Below are 21867 nucleotides of genomic sequence, written 5' to 3' on the forward strand. Positions count from 1 at the left end.
ATGACCGACACCACGCAGATCTTCGAGCCCGACGGACGCGCGATCCCCTACATCGTCGAGGGCGAGGGGCCCATCGGCCTCGTGCTGATCGCCGAACCCGGGCAGGACGCCTTGGGCGTCGTAGGGCACTACCTCGCCGAAGAGGCGGGGTTCCACATCATCCGCGTCGGCTACCGCACGAACGGCGAGCCCGCCGCGACGGGTGATCAGGCCGACGACGTCGTGTCGGTCATCGACGCGCTGGGCCTCGAGCGCACGTGGGTCGGCGGTCACGGGCGCGGTGGCACCGTCGCACGTGCGCTGGTCGCCGCGCACCCGGAGCGCGTCAACGGACTGCTGCTGCTGGGCGTCGAAGACGAGGACATCGCGCTGGCCCCGGTGATCCCGGTGCTGATCGTGCAGGGCGCCGACGACGACGTGACTCCCGCCGCGAACGGCGAGCGGCTGCGGGCCACGGCGCCCGAACGGGCGAGCGTGAAGACCCTCGACGGAGCAGGTCACCTCTTCCCGCTCACGCACCCGGTCGAGACGGCGGTCATCGTCGAGGAGTACCTCGACTGGGACTGAGATCCGGCCGCGTCATCCGATGCGCGCCGGCTACGCGATCCCGGCGAACTCCGCCAGCCGCGCGCGCCCCGCGCCGATGTTCTCCTTGAAACGGGCCGCGGCGGCGAGCACGGCGGGGTCGTCCGTCCGGTCCGCCGGAACGCGCGCCGGGTTCAGCGAGGTGGTGTTCGACCATGCTCGCAGGTCGGTCTCCCTCGACATCGCCAGCGAAGCGTCACCGCCGATCGTCTGCATCGCCGCCCAGTCCGAGGGCGTGTCGGAGTACGGCGACGGGCGGCACACGCGGTTCTTCTCGGCGTCGTCGTCGCGCGTCGCCTCGACGTAGCCGGTGAGCGCCGCGCCGTAGCAGGGGAAGCCGACCCGCACCGGCTGAGGCGTGATGGCCCCCGGGGTCCAGATCGGCTTGAGACCCGGGTACTTCAGTCCTTCGGCCGCGCAGTGCACGACGAGCGAATCGGCGGGCACGTGCACGTCGCCGTCGGCGAAGGTCAGGCGTCCCTTCCCGACGGACTGGAGCCGGCCGCGCCGGATCACGTCGTCGATCGAGCGGACGAGGTCGAGCTCCCACGTGGCGAGCGTCGGTGTCTTGGCCATCGTCGGGGTGACCGCGGGATCGAAGCGCAGCATGATCCCGGCCTCCTCCATGCGCAAGAAGGCGTCGTTGGCGTCGGATGCAGCCGCAGCAGCGGCCATCGTGTCAGCGGCCATTCCGAGGAAGATCGCCGGGTCGGGCTGCACGACGGCGCGGTTGAGCAGCCAGGGGTCACGGGGTCGCACCCAGGTGATGGCGTTCGGTGCGACGCCGTTCTGCAGCAGCCACACGCACGTGTCGGTCGCGGTCTTGCCCGCGCCCACGATGACGTAGTGACCAGGGGCCTCGGCGATGCGGACGAGTTCGTTCACCGCTACGACGTGGGCGCCGTCCTCGATCGCGAACGGCGGGGGAGTGAGCAGCGGGATGTCGGGCGACAGGTATCGCGCGTCCACCACGCGGGCACCCGGCGCGTGGAACCGGGCGCCGCTCAGCAGCGACACGAACCGGCGGTCGCCCACGTACTCGCTGCGGCCGTGAAACGCCACGCGGCCCGACCGGACGAACCGGGCGAGCACGCGGGCGTAGTACTCCGACACCTCGGCGGCGCTCGCGCGCTCGTGCAGGCCGCGCTCCGGGCCGTCCGCCTGCAGGCGGCCGGCGCCGAGCAGCGTCGAGGCGACGCCGTAGAAGGCCGACGCCTGGTGCAGCCGCACGAATCCGTACGCGTCGAGCCAGTGCCCCCCGGCGCCGTGGCGGCGTTCGACGATCGCGACCGACACGTCGTCGGCGGCGGCGGTGAGGGCGTCCACGAACGCCATCCCCATCGCCCCCGCCCCGACGACCACGTAGTCGACGTCGACGATCGCCTCCATGCGCTCATCAGAGCAGTGCGCGTGCCGCCCGTCAATAACCCCTACGACACCGAGACCCTTGACGGCAAGAGGGCGCGCGCGGGGCTCGTCCGCGTCCACAATGGTCGCGTGGGCGAGAACCAAGAACCCCAGGGCGGTGGCGCGTCGCTCGCTGCGCCGCCCGACGAACCGCTTCCGCACCCCGATCCGCACCGCGCGACCGTCCTCGTGATCGGTGTGGCGGCCACGGTGTTGTTCGTGGTGCTGCGCTTCGCGGTGGCGCTGGGGGGACACGATCCCCTTCCCGCGGACCTCTGGTGGGACGATCTGATGCACGCCGGTCTGAACGACGTGGGTCTGGTGATCGCCTGGGTCCCCTCCATCGTCGGCGGCGTCGTGGGGGCGCCTGTGGTCGGGATCCTCATCATCGCGATCTTCCTCTGGCGACGACGACGTTGGGATGCTGCGACCCTCGCGGTCGCCATCGTCACCGTGACGGCGATCGGCGCACCGATGGCCGCGGTCATCGCGAGGGTGCGGCCGTCCGACTCGCTCGCCGAGAGCGTGGCCACCTCGTTCCCGTCCGGTCACACCGCCGTCGCCACGACCATCGCCGTCACGCTGGGACTGCTGCTGCGCCGCTGGTACGTCTGGACACTCGGAGTGGTCTGGGTCGCCTGGATGATGTGGAGCCGCACCTACCTCCACGCCCACTGGGCGAGCGATGTGCTCGCGGGGCTCCTGGAGGGGATCGCGGTGGCCTGCCTGGTGTGGAGCGCGATGCAGGCCTACCGCATCCGGAGGGAGATGTCCTCGCGGGCGTCGTCCCCGGGAGCAGGCGACTGAGCACAGTTCTCGCGAGGATTTCAACCCCCCATCCTGCGATGATTCCGGGGGATACGCTTCGCGAATGACCACTGCGAAGAACGCGGCACGGGCAGCGACGGAGTCGCCCGCATTCCGCACCATCGCCCGCATCGGCTACGTCGTGCTGGGGATCGTGCACATCGTCATCGGCTTCATCGCCATCTCGGTCGCCACCGGCGGCGGAGGAGAAGCCGACCAGGGCGGCGCCATGGAGGCGATCCGCAGCACTCCTCTCGGGGTGATCCTGCTGTGGGCGATCGCCATCGGGCTCGCGGCGCTCGCCGTGTGGCAGGTGGCCGAGGCGTTCCTGGAGCGCAACCCCGACACCAAGAAGAAGTGGGGCTATCGCGTGAAGTACATCGGCACCGCCGTCGTCTATCTCGCGATCGCGTTCACGGCGCTCGTCTACGCGCTCGGTGGCAACTCCGACTCTTCGCAGTCGTCGCAGACCTTCAGCGCGCAGCTCATGAGCACTCCCGGCGGCGTCTTCCTCCTGGTGCTGGTCGGTCTGATCATCTTCGCCATCGGCGTGGCCTTCGTCGTGCGCGGCTTCACGCGTGCCTTCGAGAAGCACCTCGACCTGCCGACGGGGGGCGCGCGGAAGGGGATCGTGACGTTCGGCGTGGTCGGCTACGTCGCGAAGGGCATCGCGGTGGCGGTTGCGGGCGCGCTGTTCGTCGTCGCGGCCGTCACGCAGGATCCGCAGACAGCCGGCGGGTTGGATGCTGCGCTCCATACACTCGCCGGTCTGCCCTTCGGACCTGCGATCCTCTGGGTGGTTGCCGTTGGCCTGATCATCTACGGCGTCTTCTGCTTCGCCCGGGCGCGGTACGCGCGGATGTGAGGATGAGGCACCGGAGTCTCGCGGCTGGCTACTCGGCCACGAGCTCGGCAGGGGAGCGGAATGCAGGGTCGCGCAGGGGCGCAGCATCCAATGCCGCCGTCGCCGCGCGGCGCCCCTCCTCGATGAGACGCGGCACGTCGGTCATGCGCCACTGGGCCATGCCCTCCATCTCGGGCTGAATGAGCACGACCGACGGGTCGGCGACGAGATCCGCTGTCCGCGTGACGGTGCGCATCATGCGGACGTTCTCCCACTTCGCGTGCAGTCGCACCACGATCAGCCGTGTGGCGCCGAGGGCGCGCGCGGCGGCGACCGGGACGTTGTCGATCATGCCGCCGTCTGCGAGCAGCGCATCGCCGCGGCGGATCGGGGGGAGGAGCCCCGGCACTGCGACCGTCGCGCGGAGTGCCGCGCTGAGCGGTCCCTCGTGGAGGATGATCCCGCGGCGGGTGCGCAGATCGGTGGCATAGGCGGCGAAGCGGCGGGGGAGATGCTCGATGTGCGGATCCTCGCCGAGGGCGCGCGGGACGGCATCGACGATGGCGGTGGTGTCGAGCAGGCCCCACCGCGGGGTCAGCGACCAGCGCGCGATGGCGCTCCAGCGGAATGCGCGGGCGGCGCGCTCGATGGCGTGCGGCTCCAGACCCGCGGCGTAAGCCGCCGCGACGAGGGCCCCTGAGCTCGTCCCGGTCGCGACGCCCGGACGGATGCCTCGCTCCGCCAGCACCTGCAGCACGCCGACGTGGGCGGCGCCGAACGCGCCACCGCCTCCGAGTACGAGCCCCAGCTCCGGGTCGTCCATCATCGTCCTCCGCCTGTCCCGCCCGGCCGACCGTAGCATCACGCGGTTGGGGATCAACTGTGGACGGGGGTGACGAGAGGGGTGATTGACGCACCACCTCCCAGTTGGGATCCTGGGCGGGATCACGGATCGACACTGGGGGCGAGAGGTGACTGCGATGGCGATGTCGACACGGGCGACGGCGGCGAAGGCGGCGGTGGATGTCGTCGCCTCGTACTTCTCGCGCATGCAGGTCGTGGCCTCAGACCCCGAGGCACCGGTCTTCGCGTTCGGCAACCCGCACGAGATGGCGCTGCCCGGGTTGCCTGCTGCCATCCGTGCGCACGCGGAGCCGCGATCCGTCGACTGGTTCGCGTACAAGAGCAGCGAGCGATCCGCGCAAGAGGTCGTGGCCGCGGCGCTGTCCGGCGAGCTGGGATTGGACTTCGCGCCCGACGACATCGCGATGACGCAGGGCGCGTTCGGTGCGATGTCGCTCGCGTTCGCGCTGCTGGCCGACGCGGGTGACGAGGTTGCCATCCCCGTCCCCGGCTGGTTCTGCTACGCACCGATGCTGCGCGCCGCGGACCTCGTCCCGATCGGCGTGGAACTCGCTCCCGTGACGTTCGACCTCGATGTCGACGCGATCGCGCGCGCCATCACGCCGCGCACGAGGATCGTCGTCGTGAACTCACCGGCGAATCCGACGGGCCGCGTCTATCCGCCGTCGACATGGGAGGCGCTCGCCGCAGTGCTCGAAGAGGCGTCGCGTGCCCACGGACGCAGGATCTGGCTGCTGTCGGACGAGCCGTACCGCCGGATCCGATTCGACGGCATCGCGTTCACGAGCCCCGCCGGGTTCTATCCGTGGACCGTCATCGACTACAGCTACGGGAAGGTGCTGCTCGCTCCCGGCGCGCGGCTGGGATACCTCGCGCTCTCGCCGCTCATCCCGACGGCTGAGCGGGAGGAGCTGCGCGCCGCGCTGTTCCCCCTGGGGCTCGCCATCGGCTGGGGGTTCCCCGACGCGGTCATGCAGTACTCGGTGCCCGAGCTCGAGACCCTGTCGATCGACATGGCCGAGCTGACGCGCAAGCGCGACCGCATGTACGGCGCTCTCGCCGACGCCGGCTACGAGCTCACCCGGCCGGAGGGCACGTTCTACCTGTGGGGCAAGGCGCCGGGCGGTGATGCCCAGGTGTTCTGCGACGCCCTCGAGGAGCGGGGCGTGTACGTCATGCCCGGGTCGCTGTTCGACCAGCCGCACCAGTTCCGGATCTCGCTGACCGCGACCATGACGATGATCGACCGGGCGATCCCGCATCTCATCGAGGTCGCTGCGGATCGCACCAGGACCGGCTGAGACGAATGCTGCCCGCCCACCGTCAGGTTACGCCTGAGCCTGTATGGTCGGCGGTGCGGGATCGAGCAGCGACCGCGCGAGCAGCGTAGCTCCGGCCACAGCCGCCGGCATGGTCGCGACCGCGCCGAGCGGCACCAGGAAGCAGAGCTGCGTCGCGACGCCGAACCCTAGTACGCGGGCGCGCCTGCGGCGCAGCAGCTGTTTGCGCGCCCTGCGGTCGAGTCCGCGAGCGGTCAGCGCGCGGGAGCTGAGCTCGTCGGCGATCAGCCAGCCGGTGAAGAGCACCGCGAAGAGCGTGCTCCCCACGCCGCCGACGACCGGGATCAACCCGAGCAGCGCGGCGACCAGGGCGACGCCGAGCCCGCGTGCGATCAGCGAGAGGCCATCCGCGACGGAGCGCCAGAAGCCGTAGTCGCCGGCGAACTGAGGGGAACCGGCATCCGTCTCGACCGCCCGCCAGATCCGCTCGTAGAACGGGTCGCCCACCAGCAGGGTGAGGGCCGTGAACGAGACGGCCACCAGGACGAGGGCCGCACCGAGCAGGGCCGTGCCTACCGCGACGCGGAAGATCGTGGCCCAGACGCCCGGCCAGCCGTCGGCGAACGGCGTCATCGCCTCGGTGAGGGCGGGAAGCGAGGCGCTCAGTGCGACGAGCCCGCCGAGGAACAGCAGGCCGACGATCGCGGCGGGGACCAGGCCCAGCGCCATGAGAGCCGGCCGGCGTCGCCAGTGGGCGAAGCCGCGGCCGAGCAGACCGATCCCTCCGATGAACTCCCGCATCCGAGTCAGCCTAAGTCGCCCGCGGCCGCCGACGCCCCACTCAGATCGCGCGCCCGCCGTCAAGCCCCTCCGCACGGCGCCCCTCGGGCGAGGATGTTGGACGATGACGCACGACGAGGCGCGAACAGCCATCCAGGAGGTCGCCATGCTCGAGACATCGATTCCCGCGGTCGAGACCCGTCGCCCCGAGCTGCTGTGGGTGGGATCAGGAGCGTGGGTGGCCTGCGACCCCCTCGTCGACGCCGCGGATCCGCACCGGGTGGTCGCCTACGTGGAGTGCAAGGACGACCGCGTCTATGTGCTGTGGGTCACCGGCGGCGCCGGCGTGTACGAGTTCGGGTCGATTCGCGACGCACTGGACGAGATCGCACAGCGACTCGAACCCGCGCCGCTCTGACCGCGTCAGCTCGCAGGCAGCGCGGTCTTCGACACCACTGCGAGAACGTCCTCGAGAAAGTCGGCGACCACACGGGCGTCTTTCGGGGGCAGCGCTGACGCGAGGCTGCGCAGCTCCATCGTGAGCGGGTCGAGGTGATCGGGGTCCAGGCTCCCGTCGGAGGGCCGGATGATCTTCTTGCGCCGGTCGTGCCGGTGACCCTCGGCCACGACGAGCCCGCGCGCAACAAGTCGGTCGATGAGGGCGGTGCCGGAAGCGGGGGAGAGGTGGAGCGCTCTGGCGATCATGGAAGGCGTGACCTCCTCCGTGTCGACTCGCTCGAGCAGGTAGCGCATCGCTGCACGGTCCGTCTCGTTCATGCCGGTCTGCTGCTCGCGCCGACGAGCCAGCTTCGCCTCCGCGAGCCGCAGTCGCTCGAGCAAGCTCGCCACGTCGGGCCGATGCCCGTAGGTCGCCGGCGTCGGCGTCGTGCTCTCGGTCACGATGACACTCCTTCGTCGGTCCCCCGAGCTCTGGCGAAGGGATTCGTTTCATTCGACCACAGAACTCTCGGAAGCGAAACCTTCACTGCCTCACACTTTAGCACCGCAATATCCCATGCTGAAATTCTCACTATCGAAAAGTTCAATATCGAACTATCATGGAGCCAGCATCCGGAAGGAGCATTCCCATGGCTCAACTCGTCTATGGCATCGAGGGCACACCGATCTACATACCGGAGCACCTCCTCGCCCACGTCAAGGTGATCATCACGACTAAGCTGCGGCGTCATGAGAGCTTCATGATGTCGTGGCGTCACGCCGATGGCTCGGGGCGCTCGTCCGTGTGGCTGGAGCCGTCGATCCCGCTCCGCTTCACCTTCGAGAGCGTCGACGAACCGCGGATGGACCACGCTCTGCTGTCCCGCCTCGCCGCCGAGGCGAACTCCAACGCCGGCCTCGTCCTCGAATTCGACGACATCCACCTCCTTGCTCCGGCCGCATCGACGCTGCCCGCGCTCGAGGAGTCTCTGGCGTAAGGGCTCGACCCGCTGCGCGAGCACGGCGGCCCGCGCGACGGCGCTGCGCGGGTGAGCAGCATCCGTTAGCACGTCCGTCCTGCGCCCGCAACGACGTGGGCGGTTGGTGGACAGCCGCGCAGGCTGGAGTACATGGTCTTCCTCGGCTACCACGCCTCACACGAACAGCTCCCGCCCTCGCGCCTGCTGGCCGCCGTCCAGGAAGCCGAGCGTTCCGGCTTCGACGGTGCGATGTGTTCCGACCACTTCGCACCATGGGGGCTGGCGCAAGGCGAATCGGCGCACGCCTGGAGCTGGCTCGGCGCGGCGATGGCCACCACCGGCTTTCCGATGGGTGTGGTCACGGCTCCCGGCCAGCGGTACCACCCGGCGATCTCGACGCAGGCCATGGCGACTCTCGCGGAGATGTTCCCGGGGCGGTTCTGGTGCGCACTCGGCAGTGGCGAAGCGCTCAACGAGCACGTGACGGGCGACGCCTGGCCGCCGAAGCCGCAGCGCGAGGAGCGCCTCTTGGAGGTCGTCGACATCATCCGCCGTCTGCACGCGGGAGAGCGCGTCGACCACGACGGGCTCGTGAGAGTGCACGACACCCGGCTCTGGTCGCGTCCCGCCGACCCGCCGCGGCTGCGGGCCGCCGCGGCGTCCGAGCCCACGGCCGCCTGGGCCGCCTCGTGGGCCGACGGCCTCATCACGGTGGGGCACGACCCCGACGAGATCCGCGCGATCATCGCCGCGTACCGGGATGCCGACGGCCATGGCCCGTGCGCGGCGCAGGTGCACGTGAGTCTGGCCGATTCGCACGGCGAGGCCCGGCGCGCTGCGGCCGACCAGTGGCGTCAGGCGACCGTGCCCGCGGAGCTCATGTGGGATCTCATGCAGCCCGAGGACTTCGACCGGCTCGCCGATCCCGCAGACGTCGACGCGCTCGAGCACGGCGTGCTCATCTCCGCCGACGAGGAGGAGGCGGCCGAGCGTCTCGCCGCCGTCGTGGCGGCCGGTGCGGATGAGCTGTATCTGCACGGGGTCGGGAAGGACCAGGACGACTTTCTCGCCCGCGCGCGCGGAGGCCTGCTCGACGGGGTGAGGCGGCGTGTGTGACGCGGCCGGACGGGTGACATGTGGCGGGAAGACTGCGCGGCGATGCCGACGCCATCGCGCGAGCCTGCTTGCAACCCGGCGGTGGGTCGCGATGTCAACCCCCTTCGCGGGTGCGGCGGGGGCGAGCAGGCTCGCTGCCATGGAACACGATGACATCCACCAGCTGGTGCTGACGCCGCTTGCCGACCGCGCGTGGCGTCTGTGCGACCGGGCCGTCGCCCGCAGCGAGGTGGCGAGCGTCATCGCGTACGTCGAACTGCTCGACTCGGGCGCCTACCAGGCGGTGTGGGTCTCGGTCGGGCTCGGGTCCGCGCGGTTCTCGTCGCTGGAGGCCCTCTTCCGCGCCGCGGTCGAGATGCTCGAGCAGTCGCGCAGCCTGGGCGCGCTCAAGCCGGCGCCGATCCCGCACCGCCCTCCCGCGCGCGCCTGAACTCGACCGCGTGTCGGGGCCGGGTGGCAGGATGGGGCCATGCCTGAGTCGCCGGAGGTCGAGGCTCTCGCGCGGTTCCTCGCTGACGAGGCATCCGGTCGCGAGATCCGTGGAGTGGACGTGCTCGAATTCCGCACCGTCAAGACGCGTGGAGCACCTCCGGCGAGCATCATCGGGCGCACCGTCACCGACGTTCGTCGCCATGGCAAGCACGTGGAACTCGTGCTCGACGAGGCGAGCCTCGTCGTATCGCTCGGCCGTCACGGATGGATGCGATGGCGGGACGCCGAGCCCCTCGCGCTTGCCGCCGACGCGCCGCCGGCCCTCGCGACGTTCGAGCTGTCGGGCGCGAGCGGCCTGGAGGTGACGGATGCCGGCAACTGGGTGTCCCTCGGGCTGTTCGTGGTCGGCGACGCGGACGAAGTGCCCGCGATCGCGAAGCTCGGGCCGGATCCGGCGGATCCTGCCTTCACGCGCGACCAGTTCGATGCCGCACTGGGCGGACGACGGAAACAGATCAAGGCGATCCTGCAGGAGCAGGAATCCCTCGCCGGCATCGGCAACGCCTATTCCGACGAGATCCTGCACGTCGCCAAGGTGTCGCCGGTGACCCATGCCGCCGCGCTCGACGAGGACGCCGCCGACCGGCTGTTCGATGCGACGCTGTCGACGGTGCGCGGGGCGATCGATGCCCGGCTCGGCGTGCCGATCGACCAGCTCAAGGCGCAGAAGGTCGCGGCGATGCGCGTGCACGGACGCACGGGCGAGGCGTGTCCGGTGTGCGGTGACACGATCCACGACCTGACGTTCTCGGGAACGTCCGCTCAGTACTGCCCGACCTGTCAGAACGGGGGAGTGCCGCTCTGAGCGACGGCACCGCCGCGGCTTCGACGGCCGAGGTCGCCGTTGCCGTGGGTAGCATGGTCCACATGACGACTTCCCAGCAGCCCGCCCCGATGACCCTCGCTCCGGTGCCGGACGAGAAGAACCTTCTCGCAGTGGTCGAGTCCGCCGGTTCGTGCTGCGGCGGCGGCAGCTGCAGCATCGACTGACCGCCTCTCCGCTCGCACCACGACGCGCCGGCGATGACCGACGAACAGCTGCACATCACCCCGCGGGTCGGCCGCATCCTCATGTCGGAGGAGGCGATCTACGGTCTGATCCTCGTATCGGGCATGATCGTCGTCTCTGCGAGGGGCACGTCATGGGAGGCCCTTGTCACCGTCGCCGTCACGGTGATCGTGTTCTACGCCGCTCACGTGTTCGCCGGCACGCTGGGTCGGCTGGCCGCCACCGACGGTCGCGCCGGGCTACGCGCGAGCCTCGCAGCGTCTGCCCGCCAGTCGAGCGGCATGCTCCTGGCGTCAGTGCCGCCGCTGCTGATCCTCCTCCTCGGCACCACCCGCTTCATCGAAGACAGCACGGCGCTGTGGGTGGCGCTCATCGCGAACACCGTGATGCTCGGCGCACTGGGCTGGATCGCGGTCGCACGTTGGAGCACGCACTGGTTCCCGCGCATTCTGAGTGCGCTCGTCACGGCGGCGTTCGGCGGGGTTCTCATCCTTCTGAAGGCCGTCATCCATCACTGACGTCGCCGCGCGCGGCCCGACCCGGCGCGAGCAGAGCCGCGACCAGATCGGGGCTGAGGCCCGGCACGTGGTCGGCCGGCACTGCCAGGGCCAGCAGCGCGCGGCTGAAGTAGTTTCGCACCGCGGCGGCGAGCGTGATGTCGACGATCTGCCGATCGCCGAAGCCGAGGTCGCGCAGACGCTGAGTGTCGGCATCGGTCATGGTGGCAGCATCCGTCGAGAGCTTCTCGGCGTACGCGACCACTGCCATGTCCGTCTCATCGAGGTCGGCGTCGGCGCCCTCACGCGCGAGCCGGGCGAGCTCGTCCTCATCGAGCAGGCCAGCCCGAAGAGTCTTGCGGCCATGCGCGAGGAGGCAGTGATCCGACCCGATCGCGCGCGCGGCACCGAGTGTCGCCAGCTCGTAGTTGCGGAGGCCGATCGACGGCACGATGGCCCGGATCAGCGTCTCGAAGGCCTCGTGGGCCTCGGGGTTGATCGCCATCACGCGCGTGTGTCCGAAGACGAAGCCGTCTCCGCGAATGTCGCCGTCGTACATCTCGGCGACGTGGCCGGTGGCCCCGTCGAGGTCCGGAGTGCTCACGATCATGATGCTGCCTTCCCGTCTGGTCTCGGGCGCAACCAGAATCGCGGATGCCCCACCCCTTGTCGAGGGGTGGGGCATCCGCGTGATACCTCGGTCAGTGACCGGCGGGCGCACCCATCGGGGCATCAGCCGGCTTGCGGATGAGGAAGGCGCCGACCAGCAGGGGCAGGGACAGGAACGCGGCGGTGAGGAATGCGGCGTGGGTGCCTGCGGCGCCGGCCGCGACCGCGTCGGCGCCCGACGACGCCGCGCTGGAGGAGGCCGCCGCCATCACGCCGAACATCAGCGCGATGCCTGCGGCTCCGGCGACCTGCTGCACCGTGCCCACGACCGCCGATCCATAGGAGTAGAACCGCGGCTCGAGGGAGCCGAGCGACGCCGTGAAGAGCGGCGTGAACGACAGGGCGAGGCCGATCGACAGGACGGTCTGCGCCACCGCGATGAGCCACACCGGCGTCTCGGTGCCGAACGTCGTGTAGAACCACAGCACCGCGCTCGTGATGACGGCGCCCGGAACGAGCAGCACCGTCGTACCCCAGCGGTCGTAGATGCGCCCGATGAAGGGTCCGGCGAGCCCCATCGCGAGGGCGCCCGGCAGCACGACCAGACCGGTCGTGAGCGGATCGACGCCGACGACGTCCTGCAGGTAGAGCGGGACCACGGTGATCGCGCCGAAGAACGCCATCGACATGATCGCCATCTGCGCGATCGACAGCGAGAAGTTGGCGCTGCGGAACACGCGGAGGTCGAGCAGCGCGTCGTCCTTGCGCTGCAGCACGACCTGGCGCCAGCCGAACAGTCCCAGTGCCACGACGCCGACGGCCAGCGACACGATGAGCGTCGTGGTCGACGCGGCGGCCGCGGCGGCCGCCTCCGCCCCGCCGCCGTGCCCGCCGGCGCCCAGCTGGCTCAGGCCGAACACCAGCCCACCGAAGCCGAGGGCCGACAGGATGACCGAGAGCACGTCGATCGGTGCGCGGGTCGTCTCGCCGAGGTTGTGGATCCAGCGCGCGCCGACGACGAGCGCCACGATCGCGATCGGCAGGACGATGCCGAAGATCCAGCGCCACTCGAAGTTGTTGAGGATGGCGCCAGCGAGGGTCGGGCCGATCGCGGGGGCGAGCGAGATCACGATGCTGACGCGGCCCATCATGCGGCCGCGAATGGCGGCGGGCACGACGGTCATGAGGGTCGTCATGAGCAGCGGCATCATGATCGCGGTGCCGGAGGCCTGCACGACGCGTGCGACGAGCAGCATCGGGAATCCCGGCGACAGGAACGCGATGAGGGTTCCTGCAGAGAAGAGGCTCATCGCGGCGACGAACATCGTGCGCGTCGTGAAGCGGCGCAGCAGGAAGCCCGTGATCGGGATGATCACGGCCATCGTCAGCATGAACGCGGTCGTCAGCCACTGCGCGGCGAGCGCGGTGATGCCGAGGTCGGTGATGAGGTGCGGGATCGCGACGCCCATCGTCGTCTCGTTGAGGATGGCGACGAACGCGGCGGCGAGCAGCAGCCAGATGACGCGGCTCTCTTCAGGGCGGAGCCTGGGCGTGGTGCCTGCAGCGGCGGGGATGCTGCCGGTTCCGGGGGTCGTTTCGATGGCGGCCACAGGTCGTCTCCTCGAGGCTCGGAAGGACAGCGAAAAGCCATCCGAGGATGGCAAGCCCTCAGAATAACCACAGGTTCCGACATCCCATTCCCGATTCCGGCAACGGATGTCGGCGACGACGCGACCCGATCGGTCAGCTGCCGGAGCGCTCGGGCTCCCCGTCGTCCCACTTCTCGGAGCCGACCGCGTCGGTCGGCTCGGCCTCGGGCTCGCGCTCCTCGAGGTTCTTCGGGAGCGGGTTCACGATCTCCTCGTGCGGGATGGCCTGGAGGGCGTCGATCTCTTTGCGGAGCTCAGCGAGATCGCTGCCGTCGTGTGCGGGGAGGTCGGGCGTCGAGGTCATGGCACGAGCCTAGCGTCGGCAGGGCTCATTAGGCTGGCCACGTGAGCATGCGCGGCGGTGGTGGCGGGGGAGGGCACCCCGGCTTCCGTCCGGTCGACACCGAGGCGCAGCGGCGCGCCAACGCAGAGGCGCCCGAGATCCCGAATCTGGGGCGACGCGTGGTCGCTCTCTTCCGGCCCTACAAGTGGTCGATCCTCATCACGGGCGTGCTGGTCGTCGCCGGTGCGGGCATCGCCGTCATCCCGCCGCTGCTGGTGCAGCGCGTCTTCGACGACGCGCTGTTCCCCGTCGACGGCTCGCCGCCCGATCTCTCGCTGCTGTGGAAGCTCGTGCTCGCGATGATCGCGCTCTTCCTGTTGTCCGCGGCCGTCGGCGTCGTGCAGACGTGGCTCACGTCGACCGTCGGCAACCGGGTCACGGGCGATCTGCGGGTGAAGCTGTTCGACCACCTCCAGTCGATGGAGCTCGGCTTCTTCACGCGCACCAAGACCGGCGTCATCCAATCGCGTCTGCAGAACGACGTGGGCGGCGTGTCGGGCGTGCTCACGAATACGGTGACGAGCATCCTCGGCAACACGGTCACCGTCGTCGCCTCGCTCGTCGCGATGATCCTCATCGACTGGCGGCTCACGATCATCGCCGTCGTGCTCATGCCCTTCCTGATCCTGGTGCAGCGCCGGGTCGGCCAGGTGCGCGCGCGCATCGCGGGCGAGACCCAGGAATCGCTGTCGGAGCTCACCGCCATCACGCAGGAGACCCTGAGCGTCTCCGGCATCCTGCTGTCGAAGTCGTTCAACCGCCAGCGCACCGAGTCGACCCGCTACGCCGACGAGAACGTGAACCAGGTGCGGCTGCAGGTGCGGCGCGCCATGAGCGGCCAGGGCTTCTTCGCCGTGGTGCAGGTGATCATGGCGAGCGTCCCGGCGATCATCTATCTCGTGTCGGGGTACCTCATCGGCGGAGGCACGGATGCCATCACGGCGGGCACGATCGTCGCCTTCACGACGGTGCAGGCGCGCCTGCTCATGCCGCTCATGGGGCTCATGCGCGTCTCGCTCGACCTGCAGACCTCGTCGGCGCTGTTCGCCCGCATCTTCGAGTACCTCGACCTCGTCCCGGCCATCCGCGACGCGCCCGACGCCATCGACGTCGCCGACGCCCCCGGCCCGCTCGGCCGCATCGAGTTCCGCGACGTGGAGTTCCGCTACCCGGATGCCGCCCCCGACGCCCGCGCAACGCTCCAGGGCGTCTCGTTCGTGGCTGAGCCGGGCCAGCACGTGGCGTTCGTCGGACCCTCCGGCGCCGGCAAGACGACGGTGCTGTATCTGACGCCGCGCCTGTACGAGACATCCGGAGGGTCCGTCCTGTTCGCCGGCGAGGACGTGCGCCGGCTGACCCAGGAGTCGATCATCGACAACGTCGGGATCGTCTCGCAGGAGACGTACCTCTTCCACGCCACGATCCGCGAGAACCTGCGCTACGCGAAGCCGGATGCGACGGACGCCGAGGTCGAGGCCGCCTGCCGCGCCGCGAACATCCACCACGTCATCGAGCGGTTCGAGAAGGGCTACGACACGGTCGTGGGCGAGCGCGGGTACCGGCTGTCGGGCGGGGAGAAGCAGCGCATCGCGATCGCGCGAGTGCTCCTCAAGGACCCTCCTGTGCTGCTCCTGGACGAGGCGACGTCGGCCCTCGACACGGTGTCGGAGCGCGTCGTGCAGGAGGCGCTGGATGCCGCGGCCCGCGGTCGTACGACGCTGTCGATCGCGCACCGCCTGTCGACGGTGATCGCGGCCGACGTGATCCACGTGGTCGAGGCCGGGCACATCGTCGAATCAGGGACCCACGCGTCGCTGCTGTCGGAGGGCGGGCTCTACGCCGAGCTCGCGGCGCAGCAGCTCGCGACCACCAGGATCCTCGAGGCCGAGGCCGAGGCCGAGGACGCCGAGCCGCCCGCCGACCACCCCGATCGCCGGGCCGACACCGCGCCGGATGCGCCCGTCCTCACCTCGGAAGAGGTGCTCGCCGCGGGCCGCGGCAGTGCGGGCGATCCGGAGTGGCGCGACCGCTGAGCGGCCGCACGGCGCGCCGCGCCGTCGTCACCAGAGGCGCGCGGCGGCCAGGGCCGTGGCGGCAGGGTCCGACAGCACGACCCCGTCACTGCGCGACCACAGCACGCGCGCGAACTCCCCGAGCGCGCTCCGGTAGGCGTCGTCGACGTGGTCGCGGGCGAGGTCGACGAGCGGCGGCAGGTCCATCGCGAGGATGAGACGGACACGGGATGCCGCGGCCCGCGGCTGGCCCGCGGCATCCAGCACGGCGATCCCGCCGCTGAGCGCCTCGAGGTAGTCGCGGAGCACCGCGAGCTCGCCCTTGTGCTGGGTGATCGAGGAGCCGTCCGCGCGTTCGCGCCACTGGACGACGACGTCGGGGATGACGTCGAACGCGCGGGCGCGGGTGTACATCTGCTGGGCGACGATCTGGTCCTCGTACGCCTTGCCGACGGGGAACCGCAGGCCGGTGCGCCGCCACAGATCGGTGCGGCTCACCTTCGACCACGCGACGATGTTCCCCGACGCCTCGGGGTGCTCCTCGAGCGTGGTGCCGACGCGCGCCGGGTCGGTGGCCGCAGAGACCCAGGGCTGGACGCTGCCGGCCTCGTAGCCGCCCGCGCTGTCAGGGCGCAGCCGCACGTACGCGCCGAGCGCGAAGTCGCTGCCGCTGTCGGCCACCGTGCCCACGAGCCGCTCGAGCGCGGTCGGGGTGAGGCGGTCGTCGGCGTCGAGGAACCCGACGAACGGCGTGCGGACGAGGTCGAGCGCCGTGTTGCGTGCCGCGCCGAGCCCGCTCTGCGCGCGGTGATGCACGACCTGGAACCGTTCGTCGGCCGCCGCCGCAGCATCGAACAGCTCACCGGTCTCGTCGGTCGACGCGTCGTCCACGAGGATCGCGATCCAGTCGTCCCGCGTCTGCGCGCGCAGGGATTCGATCGCCTCCGCGGCGTACAGGGCCACGTCGTAGCCAGGGACGATGACGGTCACGGCGGGGGGCACGTCCCGATCCTACGGTCGCCCGGGAGGGCACGGCTCCGGCGAGGGCGGGTATGACGCCCGTTCTCGTTCGAAGTCAGCGACCCGGGTCGGACACCGCGGCGACAGACGCCTCGACCGCATCGGCGACGGCATCCAGCGGTGTCTTCAGCCAGCGCGGGAAGGTGAAGCGGACTGCGGTCTGCGCGACCTCCGGCGCGATCCCCATCGCCAGCAGCACGTGCGAAGGCTCGTCGCTGCCCGCGGCGCACGCCGAACCGCTCGACGACACGACACCGCGGCGCTCGAGCTCGAGGAGCACGGCCTCGCCGCTCGTGCCGGCGAACGTGAAGGAGGCGGTGCCCGCGAGGCGGTGGAGCGGGTCTCCCGTCAGACGAGCGGACGGCACCCGCTCGAGCACGCGGGCGATGAAGCGGTCGCGGAGGACCGACACGCGAGCGGATGCCTCGACCCGCTCGGCCTCGGCGAGCTCCAGGGCGGTGGCGAACCCGACGGCGCCCGCGACGTCTTCGGTGCCGCTGCGGCGGCCGCGCTCCTGACCGCCGCCGTGCAGCAGCGGTTCGAGGGGGATCCGGCCGCGCAGGCCTAGCACACCGGTGCCCTTGGGCGCGCCCAGCTTGTGCCCGGCGAGCGAGATCGCGTCGTAACCGAGTTCGGCCGCCGACAGCGACAGCCAGCCCGCGGCCTGCACGCCGTCCAGGTGGAGCGGGATGCGCCGCTCTCGGACGACGGCGGCGAGGGCCGCGGCATCCTGCACCGTCCCGACCTCGTTGTTCGCGTACCCGACACTCACGATCACGGTGTCGTCGCGAAGGGTCTGGGCGACGGCATCGGTCGACACGCGCCCGCGCCCGTCGACGGGCACGCGTGTCGCTGCGTACCCGTGCACGCGCTCGAGGTAGTCGACCGACTCCAGCACCGACTCGTGCTCGATCGGGGTGGTGACCACGTGCGCGCGACGGTCGTCGCGGCGCTGCGCCGCGGCGATCGCGATGCCCTTGATCGCGAGGTTGTTCGCCTCCGTGCCGCCCGACGTGAAGACGACGTCGCCGGCGCGCAGGCCGAGCACGCGGGCAACGCGCGCGCGGGCGTCGGCGAGGGCGTCGGCCGCCGCCTCGCCCACGGTGTGGTGGCTCGACGCGTTGCCGTACCACCGGGTGAGGTACGGCATCATCGCCTCGAGCACCTCGGGCCGCACCGGTGTGGTCGCGGCGTTGTCGAGGTAGAGCATGCTCATCGGGTTCTCCCTGGCGGGTCAGGCGGCGTCGATCCGCACGTCCAGCCCGAGATCGAGCGCGTGTGCCGAGTGCGTGAGTGCGCCCACCGAGATCACGTCGACGCCGGTCTCGGCGATCGCGCGCACCGTCTCGAGCGATATGCCGCCGGAAGCCTCGACCGTCGCGCGGCTCCCGACCTGGGCGACGCCCGCGCGGAGGTCGTCGAGCGAGAAGTTGTCGAGCATGATGGTGCCGATGCCGGCCGCAAGCACCGGCTCGATCTGGTCGATCCGGTCGACCTCGACCTCGATGTGCGTGGTGTGGGGCAGGAGGTCCTTGGCGGCCAGGAGCGCCGCCGTCGGCGAGACGCCCTTCTGCGCGAGGACGGCGAGGTGGTTGTCCTTCGCCATGACGGCGTCCGACAGCGAGTGGCGGTGGTTGCGCCCGCCGCCGTCGCGCACGGCCTTGCGCTCGAAGGCCCGGAGTCCGGGAGTCGTCTTGCGGGTGTCGGCGATGCGGGCGCCGGTGTGTGCGACCTCGGCCACATAGGTTCCGGTGAGCGTCGCGATCCCCGACATCCGCTGCACGAAGTTGAGGCCGATCCGCTCGGCCGTGAGCACGCCGCGCGCGGGGCCGGTCACGACGGCGAGCACGGTGCCGGGCTCGAACCATTCGCCGTCCTCGACGACGAGCTCGACGTCGATCGTGGGGTCTGTGAGCCGGAACGCCGCCTCGAACACCTCGCCGCCCGAGAACACGCCCCGCTCGCGCGCGACGAGGTCCGCGCGGGCGACGGCGTTCTCGGGGATCAGCGCCTCGCTCGTGAGGTCTCCCCACGGTGCGTCCTCCTCGAGGGCGGCGGCGACGGCGCGGTCGATGACGGCACGGGTCAGCATGCGACGGGCTCCTTCGAGAGGTCGATGGCGGAAGTCCACGCACCCGAAGCCGACGCCGGGCCGGGCCCGCCGGGAACCGCGATCGCTTCGCGATTCCGTGCCGTCTCGCCGGCAGCCGGGTCGTCGGTACGGAAGTGCGCGCCCACCGACTCCCGCCGGGCGAGAGCGGCCGCGACGAGACGCTCGGCGACGAGGAGCAGGTTCTCGTCCTCGAAGTCGTGCTCCGAGACAGCGGTGCGCTGCGCGGCACGCCAGGTGGCGATGACGGATGCCGCGTGCCCGAGGCCCGCTCCATCCCGCACGAGTCCGGCGTCTGCCCAGAGCAGCTTCTGAAGCGCCGCGCGGGAGAACGGCGGCGCTTCGCCGGGCGGGCCGCTCCTCAGCTTCCTCGTATCCTGATCGCGCGCGGCGGAGGCGGGCGGCGCGAAGGCGGGCCAGGAACCGGATGCCGCGTCCTCGGCGATGACGTCGCCCGCACGCGCACCGAACACGGCGCCCTCGAGCAGCGAGTTCGAGGCCAGGCGGTTGGCGCCGTGCACGCCGGTGCGGGCGACCTCGCCGACCGCGTACAGACCGGGCAGGGTGGTGCGGCCGAAGAGGTCGGTGCGGACGCCCCCCATCAGGTAGTGCGCGGCCGGCGTCACCGGGATCGGCTCCCGCGCCCAGTCGAGGCCGCGTTCGCGCACCGCGCGGTCGATCGTGGGGAAGCGGCGTGCCAGGAAGGCCGCGCGCTCGTCGGCATCCGCCGAGTGGATGTGCGTCGCATCGAGGAAGACCGGACGGCCCTCCTGCACCTCCATCTGCCGTGCGATCGCGCGGGCGACCACATCGCGCGGCGCGAGCTCGCCATCGGGGTGCGCGTCGAACGCGAACCGCCTGCCCTGCTCGTCGACCAGGGCGGCTCCCTCGCCACGCACCGCCTCCGACACGAGGAACGAGTCGCCGGCCGCCAGACCGACCGCGTCGGCCGTGCCCTCCAGCACCGTGGGGTGGAACTGGAAGAACTCCAGGTCCGCGACGTCGGCTCCCGCGCGGATCGCCGCGGCGATCCCGTCGCCGGTGGCCACCTCGGGGTTGGTCGAGTGCGCGTAGAGCTCGCCCGCGCCTCCCGTCGCGAGCACGACCGTGTCGGCCTCGAGGATCTCGCGGCGGCCGGCGGCAGCATCCGTCTCTCCCACGATCAGCTCGACCCCCGTGACCCGGCCCTCTGCGGTGACGAGGTCGACGAGGAACGCGTGTTCGACCACCGCGACGTCGCTCGCGCGAAGACGGGCCACAAGCGCCTTCTCGATCGCGGTGCCGGTGGCGTCGCCGCCCGCGTGGAGGATGCGCGGGTACGAGTGCGCCGCCTCGAGGCCCTTGACGAAGCCGCCGGCGTCGTCGCGGTCGAACGCGACGCCGAGGGCGATGAGCTCGCGGATGCGCGCAGGTCCCTCGTCGACCAGGACGCGCACCGCGTCCGCGTCGCTGAGGCCGGCGCCCGCGACCAGCGTGTCGCTCACGTGGTCCTCGGCGCGGTCGTCGTCGAACATCACGCCGGCGATGCCGCCCTGCGCGAAACGGGTGTTGGCGTGCTCGAGCACGTCCTTCGTGACGAGTGTGACACGGCAGCCGTGCTCGACGGCGTGCAGTGCCGTGAGGAGCCCCGCGATGCCCGAGCCGACGACGATGGCAGTGGTCATGAGGCGTTCTCCCATGCAGCCGCGGGCGCCGCCGGAGGCTTGGCTGCCAGCATCCGCTCCAGAGCCACCCGGGCCGGGGCCGCCACCGAGCTCGGCACGGTGATGCGGTTACGCACCTCGCCCGCGACGAGACCCTCGAGCACCCACGCGAGGTAGCCCGGGTGGATGCGGTACATCGTCGAGCACGGGCAGACCACGGGGTCCAGGCAGAAGATCGTGTGCTGCGGATGGTCGGCCGCGAGTCGCTGCACGAGGTTCACCTCGGTGCCGATCGCGAACGTCGTGGGCTCTGAGGCGGCCTCGATCGCCTTGCGGATGTAGTCGGTCGAGCCCGCTTCGTCGGCGGCGTCGACGACCTCCATCGGGCATTCGGGGTGCACGATCACCCGCACGCCCGGGTGCTCGGCACGGGCCTTGTCGATCTGGTCGACCGAGAAGCGGCGGTGCACCGAGCAGAAGCCGTGCCAGAGGATGACGCGGGCATCGGCGAGTTGGTCGACGGATGCTCCGCCCAGCGGCTTGCGCGGATTCCACATCGGCATCTGCTCGAGCGGCACTCCCATCGCCTTCGCCGTATTGCGGCCGAGGTGCTGGTCGGGGAAGAACAGCACGCGGCGTCCGCGCTGGAACGCCCACTCGAGCACCGTCCGCGCGTTGGACGACGTGCACACGATGCCGCCGTGGCGTCCGACGAAGCCCTTGATCGCGGCCGAGGAGTTCATGTACGTGACGGGGATGACGGGCACGAGGCCGTCAGCATCCGCCTCATCCATATCGCCGTAGACGTCGGCGAGCTGCTCCCAGCACTCCTCGACCTGGTCGATGTCGGCCATGTCGGCCATCGAGCAGCCGGCCGCGAGGTTCGGGAGGATCACGGCCTGCTCGGGACGCGACAGCAGGTCGGCGGTCTCGGCCATGAAGTGCACGCCGCAGAACACGATGGCTTCGGAGTCGGGGTGCTCGAGCGCCGCGTTCGCGAGCTGGAACGAGTCGCCCACGTAGTCGGCATGGACCACGACCTCTTCCCGCTGGTAGAAGTGGCCCAGGACGACGACCCGGTCGCCCAGGGTCGCCTTCGCGGCGCGGATGCGCTCGTCGAGCTCGGCCTCGGACGCCTCGCGGTACTCGCGCGGCAGCTCGCCCTGGCGGGGCGACCCGGTCGGGATGACATCGCCCATCGACGAGCCGGGGCCGTATCCGGGCCGCGTGTCGAAGTCCCACGGACCGGCGGCGAGGTCGGTGTTGCACGTCTCGCCGGCCGTCGCGCCGGCGACGATCGCCTGGATGGCGTGATCGACCGAGGCATCCCGTTCGCGGCGGGGCTGGAGGGTGATGTTCACGGCAGACATGTCGGGTGCTCC

The 21867-nt window shown here is 70.9% G+C and carries 24 protein-coding genes; 12 read left to right on the top strand and 12 right to left on the bottom strand.

The features are described 5' to 3' along the window. Entirely contained in the window at positions 1–567 is a 567-nt protein-coding gene (locus tag MRBLWH7_RS01075) for an alpha/beta hydrolase (protein WP_341998338.1), read from the top strand. Between the two features lie 30 nt (positions 568–597). Here MRBLWH7_RS01075 and MRBLWH7_RS01080 read toward each other — a convergent pair whose 3' ends face one another. Next, positions 598–1974, bottom strand: coding sequence for a pyridine nucleotide-disulfide oxidoreductase (locus tag MRBLWH7_RS01080; protein ID WP_341998340.1), 1377 nt, complete (start codon positions 1972–1974; stop codon positions 598–600). Between the two features lie 21 nt (positions 1975–1995). On the opposite strand from MRBLWH7_RS01080, the gene MRBLWH7_RS01085 reads away from it, so the two are divergent. Together MRBLWH7_RS01085 and MRBLWH7_RS01090 are read left to right on the top strand one after the other, a co-directional pair. Continuing rightward, positions 1996–2799, top strand: coding sequence for a phosphatase PAP2 family protein (locus MRBLWH7_RS01085; protein ID WP_341998342.1), 804 nt, complete (start codon positions 1996–1998; stop codon positions 2797–2799). 64 nt (positions 2800–2863) lie between these two features. Beyond that, on the top strand, positions 2864–3664 hold the full coding sequence (locus MRBLWH7_RS01090) for a DUF1206 domain-containing protein (protein ID WP_341998344.1): 801 nt from the start codon (positions 2864–2866) through the stop codon (positions 3662–3664). A gap of 28 nt (positions 3665–3692) precedes the next feature. On the opposite strand, the gene MRBLWH7_RS01095 is transcribed toward MRBLWH7_RS01090, so the two are convergent. After that, a complete protein-coding gene (locus tag MRBLWH7_RS01095) occupies positions 3693–4469 on the bottom strand; it encodes a patatin-like phospholipase family protein (protein ID WP_341998346.1) in 777 nt (258 codons plus the stop codon). Positions 4470–4623: 154 nt separating this feature from the next. Here MRBLWH7_RS01095 and MRBLWH7_RS01100 point away from each other — a divergent pair, with 154 nt between their 5' ends. Beyond that, entirely contained in the window at positions 4624–5808 is a 1185-nt protein-coding gene (locus MRBLWH7_RS01100; protein WP_341998348.1) for an aminotransferase class I/II-fold pyridoxal phosphate-dependent enzyme, read from the top strand. A 27-nt stretch (positions 5809–5835) separates the two neighbouring features. Here the strand turns inward: MRBLWH7_RS01100 and MRBLWH7_RS01105 are convergent, their stop codons facing one another. Further along, a complete protein-coding gene (locus MRBLWH7_RS01105; protein WP_341998350.1) occupies positions 5836–6588 on the bottom strand; it encodes an EI24 domain-containing protein in 753 nt (250 codons plus the stop codon). 103 nt (positions 6589–6691) lie between these two features. On the opposite strand from MRBLWH7_RS01105, the gene MRBLWH7_RS01110 reads away from it, so the two are divergent. Further along, entirely contained in the window at positions 6692–6985 is a 294-nt protein-coding gene (locus MRBLWH7_RS01110; protein ID WP_341998351.1) for a hypothetical protein, read from the top strand. Positions 6986–6990: 5 nt separating this feature from the next. Here the strand turns inward: MRBLWH7_RS01110 and MRBLWH7_RS01115 are convergent, their stop codons facing one another. Then, positions 6991–7467, bottom strand: coding sequence for a MarR family transcriptional regulator (locus tag MRBLWH7_RS01115; RefSeq protein ID WP_341998352.1), 477 nt, complete (start codon positions 7465–7467; stop codon positions 6991–6993). 188 nt (positions 7468–7655) lie between these two features. On the opposite strand from MRBLWH7_RS01115, the gene MRBLWH7_RS01120 reads away from it, so the two are divergent. From MRBLWH7_RS01120 to MRBLWH7_RS01145, 6 genes are all read left to right on the top strand, one after another. Continuing rightward, entirely contained in the window at positions 7656–8003 is a 348-nt protein-coding gene (locus MRBLWH7_RS01120; protein WP_341998354.1) for a hypothetical protein, read from the top strand. Positions 8004–8135: 132 nt separating this feature from the next. Beyond that, positions 8136–9101, top strand: a complete 966-nt coding sequence (locus MRBLWH7_RS01125) for a TIGR03885 family FMN-dependent LLM class oxidoreductase (protein ID WP_341998356.1) — start codon at positions 8136–8138, stop codon at positions 9099–9101. 139 nt (positions 9102–9240) lie between these two features. Continuing rightward, the gene (locus MRBLWH7_RS01130; protein ID WP_341998358.1) at positions 9241–9531 is read left to right on the top strand and encodes a hypothetical protein; all 291 of its coding nucleotides are present in this window, start codon (positions 9241–9243) and stop codon (positions 9529–9531) included. A 39-nt stretch (positions 9532–9570) separates the two neighbouring features. Beyond that, a complete protein-coding gene (locus MRBLWH7_RS01135; RefSeq protein WP_341998360.1) occupies positions 9571–10398 on the top strand; it encodes a DNA-formamidopyrimidine glycosylase family protein in 828 nt (275 codons plus the stop codon). A 62-nt stretch (positions 10399–10460) separates the two neighbouring features. Then, positions 10461–10583: a hypothetical protein gene (locus MRBLWH7_RS01140; protein WP_341998362.1), complete on the top strand. Its 123-nt coding sequence runs from the start codon at positions 10461–10463 to the stop codon at positions 10581–10583. Positions 10584–10616: 33 nt separating this feature from the next. Next, entirely contained in the window at positions 10617–11120 is a 504-nt protein-coding gene (locus tag MRBLWH7_RS01145) for a hypothetical protein (RefSeq protein ID WP_341998364.1), read from the top strand. Here MRBLWH7_RS01145 and MRBLWH7_RS01150 read toward each other — a convergent pair. From MRBLWH7_RS01150 to MRBLWH7_RS01160, 3 genes are all read right to left on the bottom strand, one after another. Further along, positions 11107–11709 (bottom strand): carboxymuconolactone decarboxylase family protein, encoded by a 603-nt coding sequence (locus tag MRBLWH7_RS01150; RefSeq protein WP_341998366.1) that lies wholly within the window; start codon positions 11707–11709, stop codon positions 11107–11109. The two genes, MRBLWH7_RS01145 and MRBLWH7_RS01150, sit on opposite strands and share 14 nt — an antisense overlap. A 91-nt stretch (positions 11710–11800) precedes the next feature. Next, positions 11801–13318, bottom strand: a complete 1518-nt coding sequence (locus MRBLWH7_RS01155) for a DHA2 family efflux MFS transporter permease subunit (protein WP_341998368.1) — start codon at positions 13316–13318, stop codon at positions 11801–11803. A gap of 133 nt (positions 13319–13451) precedes the next feature. Further along, positions 13452–13661 carry a hypothetical protein gene (locus MRBLWH7_RS01160; protein ID WP_341998370.1) on the bottom strand — a complete coding sequence of 70 codons (210 nt, stop codon included), beginning with the start codon at positions 13659–13661 and terminating at the stop codon, positions 13452–13454. 47 nt (positions 13662–13708) lie between these two features. On the opposite strand from MRBLWH7_RS01160, the gene MRBLWH7_RS01165 reads away from it, so the two are divergent. Continuing rightward, positions 13709–15733: an ABC transporter ATP-binding protein gene (locus tag MRBLWH7_RS01165; RefSeq protein WP_342002191.1), complete on the top strand. Its 2025-nt coding sequence runs from the start codon at positions 13709–13711 to the stop codon at positions 15731–15733. A gap of 27 nt (positions 15734–15760) precedes the next feature. On the opposite strand, the gene MRBLWH7_RS01170 is transcribed toward MRBLWH7_RS01165, so the two are convergent. The 5 genes from MRBLWH7_RS01170 to nadA form a co-directional block, all read right to left on the bottom strand. Then, a complete protein-coding gene (locus MRBLWH7_RS01170; protein WP_341998371.1) occupies positions 15761–16714 on the bottom strand; it encodes a glycosyltransferase family 2 protein in 954 nt (317 codons plus the stop codon). A 73-nt stretch (positions 16715–16787) separates the two neighbouring features. After that, entirely contained in the window at positions 16788–17942 is a 1155-nt protein-coding gene (locus MRBLWH7_RS01175; RefSeq protein ID WP_342002193.1) for a cysteine desulfurase family protein, read from the bottom strand. Between the two features lie 24 nt (positions 17943–17966). Further along, the gene (gene nadC / locus MRBLWH7_RS01180; RefSeq protein ID WP_341998373.1) at positions 17967–18824 is read right to left on the bottom strand and encodes a carboxylating nicotinate-nucleotide diphosphorylase; all 858 of its coding nucleotides are present in this window, start codon (positions 18822–18824) and stop codon (positions 17967–17969) included. Then, positions 18818–20506, bottom strand: a complete 1689-nt coding sequence (gene nadB / locus MRBLWH7_RS01185; protein WP_341998375.1) for an L-aspartate oxidase — start codon at positions 20504–20506, stop codon at positions 18818–18820. Before nadB ends, nadC begins: the two co-directional genes overlap by 7 nt. Then, positions 20503–21855, bottom strand: coding sequence for a quinolinate synthase NadA (gene nadA, locus MRBLWH7_RS01190; protein WP_341998377.1), 1353 nt, complete (start codon positions 21853–21855; stop codon positions 20503–20505). The genes nadB and nadA overlap by 4 nt, the downstream gene beginning before the upstream one ends. Between the last annotated feature and the right edge of the window lie 12 nt (positions 21856–21867).

The organism is Microbacterium sp. LWH7-1.2 (genome assembly GCF_038397755.1).
Taxonomy (GTDB): domain Bacteria; phylum Actinomycetota; class Actinomycetes; order Actinomycetales; family Microbacteriaceae; genus Microbacterium.

Excerpts from the sequence above, each read along its gene's own strand:
- MRBLWH7_RS01075 (WP_341998338.1), top strand. The coding sequence starts at position 1 with ATGACCGACACCACGCAGATCTTCGAGCCCGACGGACGCGCGATCCCC.
- MRBLWH7_RS01080 (WP_341998340.1), bottom strand. The coding sequence starts at position 1,974 with ATGGAGGCGATCGTCGACGTCGACTACGTGGTCGTCGGGGCGGGGGCG.
- MRBLWH7_RS01090 (WP_341998344.1), top strand. The coding sequence starts at position 2,864 with ATGACCACTGCGAAGAACGCGGCACGGGCAGCGACGGAGTCGCCCGCA.
- MRBLWH7_RS01095 (WP_341998346.1), bottom strand. The coding sequence starts at position 4,469 with ATGATGGACGACCCGGAGCTGGGGCTCGTACTCGGAGGCGGTGGCGCG.
- MRBLWH7_RS01100 (WP_341998348.1), top strand. The coding sequence starts at position 4,624 with ATGGCGATGTCGACACGGGCGACGGCGGCGAAGGCGGCGGTGGATGTC.
- MRBLWH7_RS01105 (WP_341998350.1), bottom strand. The coding sequence starts at position 6,588 with ATGCGGGAGTTCATCGGAGGGATCGGTCTGCTCGGCCGCGGCTTCGCC.
- MRBLWH7_RS01110 (WP_341998351.1), top strand. The coding sequence starts at position 6,692 with ATGACGCACGACGAGGCGCGAACAGCCATCCAGGAGGTCGCCATGCTC.
- MRBLWH7_RS01120 (WP_341998354.1), top strand. The coding sequence starts at position 7,656 with ATGGCTCAACTCGTCTATGGCATCGAGGGCACACCGATCTACATACCG.
- MRBLWH7_RS01125 (WP_341998356.1), top strand. The coding sequence starts at position 8,136 with ATGGTCTTCCTCGGCTACCACGCCTCACACGAACAGCTCCCGCCCTCG.
- MRBLWH7_RS01130 (WP_341998358.1), top strand. The coding sequence starts at position 9,241 with ATGGAACACGATGACATCCACCAGCTGGTGCTGACGCCGCTTGCCGAC.
- MRBLWH7_RS01135 (WP_341998360.1), top strand. The coding sequence starts at position 9,571 with ATGCCTGAGTCGCCGGAGGTCGAGGCTCTCGCGCGGTTCCTCGCTGAC.
- MRBLWH7_RS01140 (WP_341998362.1), top strand. The coding sequence starts at position 10,461 with ATGACGACTTCCCAGCAGCCCGCCCCGATGACCCTCGCTCCGGTGCCG.
- MRBLWH7_RS01145 (WP_341998364.1), top strand. The coding sequence starts at position 10,617 with ATGACCGACGAACAGCTGCACATCACCCCGCGGGTCGGCCGCATCCTC.
- MRBLWH7_RS01150 (WP_341998366.1), bottom strand. The coding sequence starts at position 11,709 with ATGATCGTGAGCACTCCGGACCTCGACGGGGCCACCGGCCACGTCGCC.
- MRBLWH7_RS01160 (WP_341998370.1), bottom strand. The coding sequence starts at position 13,661 with ATGACCTCGACGCCCGACCTCCCCGCACACGACGGCAGCGATCTCGCT.
- MRBLWH7_RS01165 (WP_342002191.1), top strand. The coding sequence starts at position 13,709 with ATGCGCGGCGGTGGTGGCGGGGGAGGGCACCCCGGCTTCCGTCCGGTC.
- MRBLWH7_RS01175 (WP_342002193.1), bottom strand. The coding sequence starts at position 17,942 with ATGCTCTACCTCGACAACGCCGCGACCACACCGGTGCGGCCCGAGGTG.
- nadC (WP_341998373.1), bottom strand. The coding sequence starts at position 18,824 with ATGCTGACCCGTGCCGTCATCGACCGCGCCGTCGCCGCCGCCCTCGAG.
- nadB (WP_341998375.1), bottom strand. The coding sequence starts at position 20,506 with ATGACCACTGCCATCGTCGTCGGCTCGGGCATCGCGGGGCTCCTCACG.
- nadA (WP_341998377.1), bottom strand. The coding sequence starts at position 21,855 with ATGTCTGCCGTGAACATCACCCTCCAGCCCCGCCGCGAACGGGATGCC.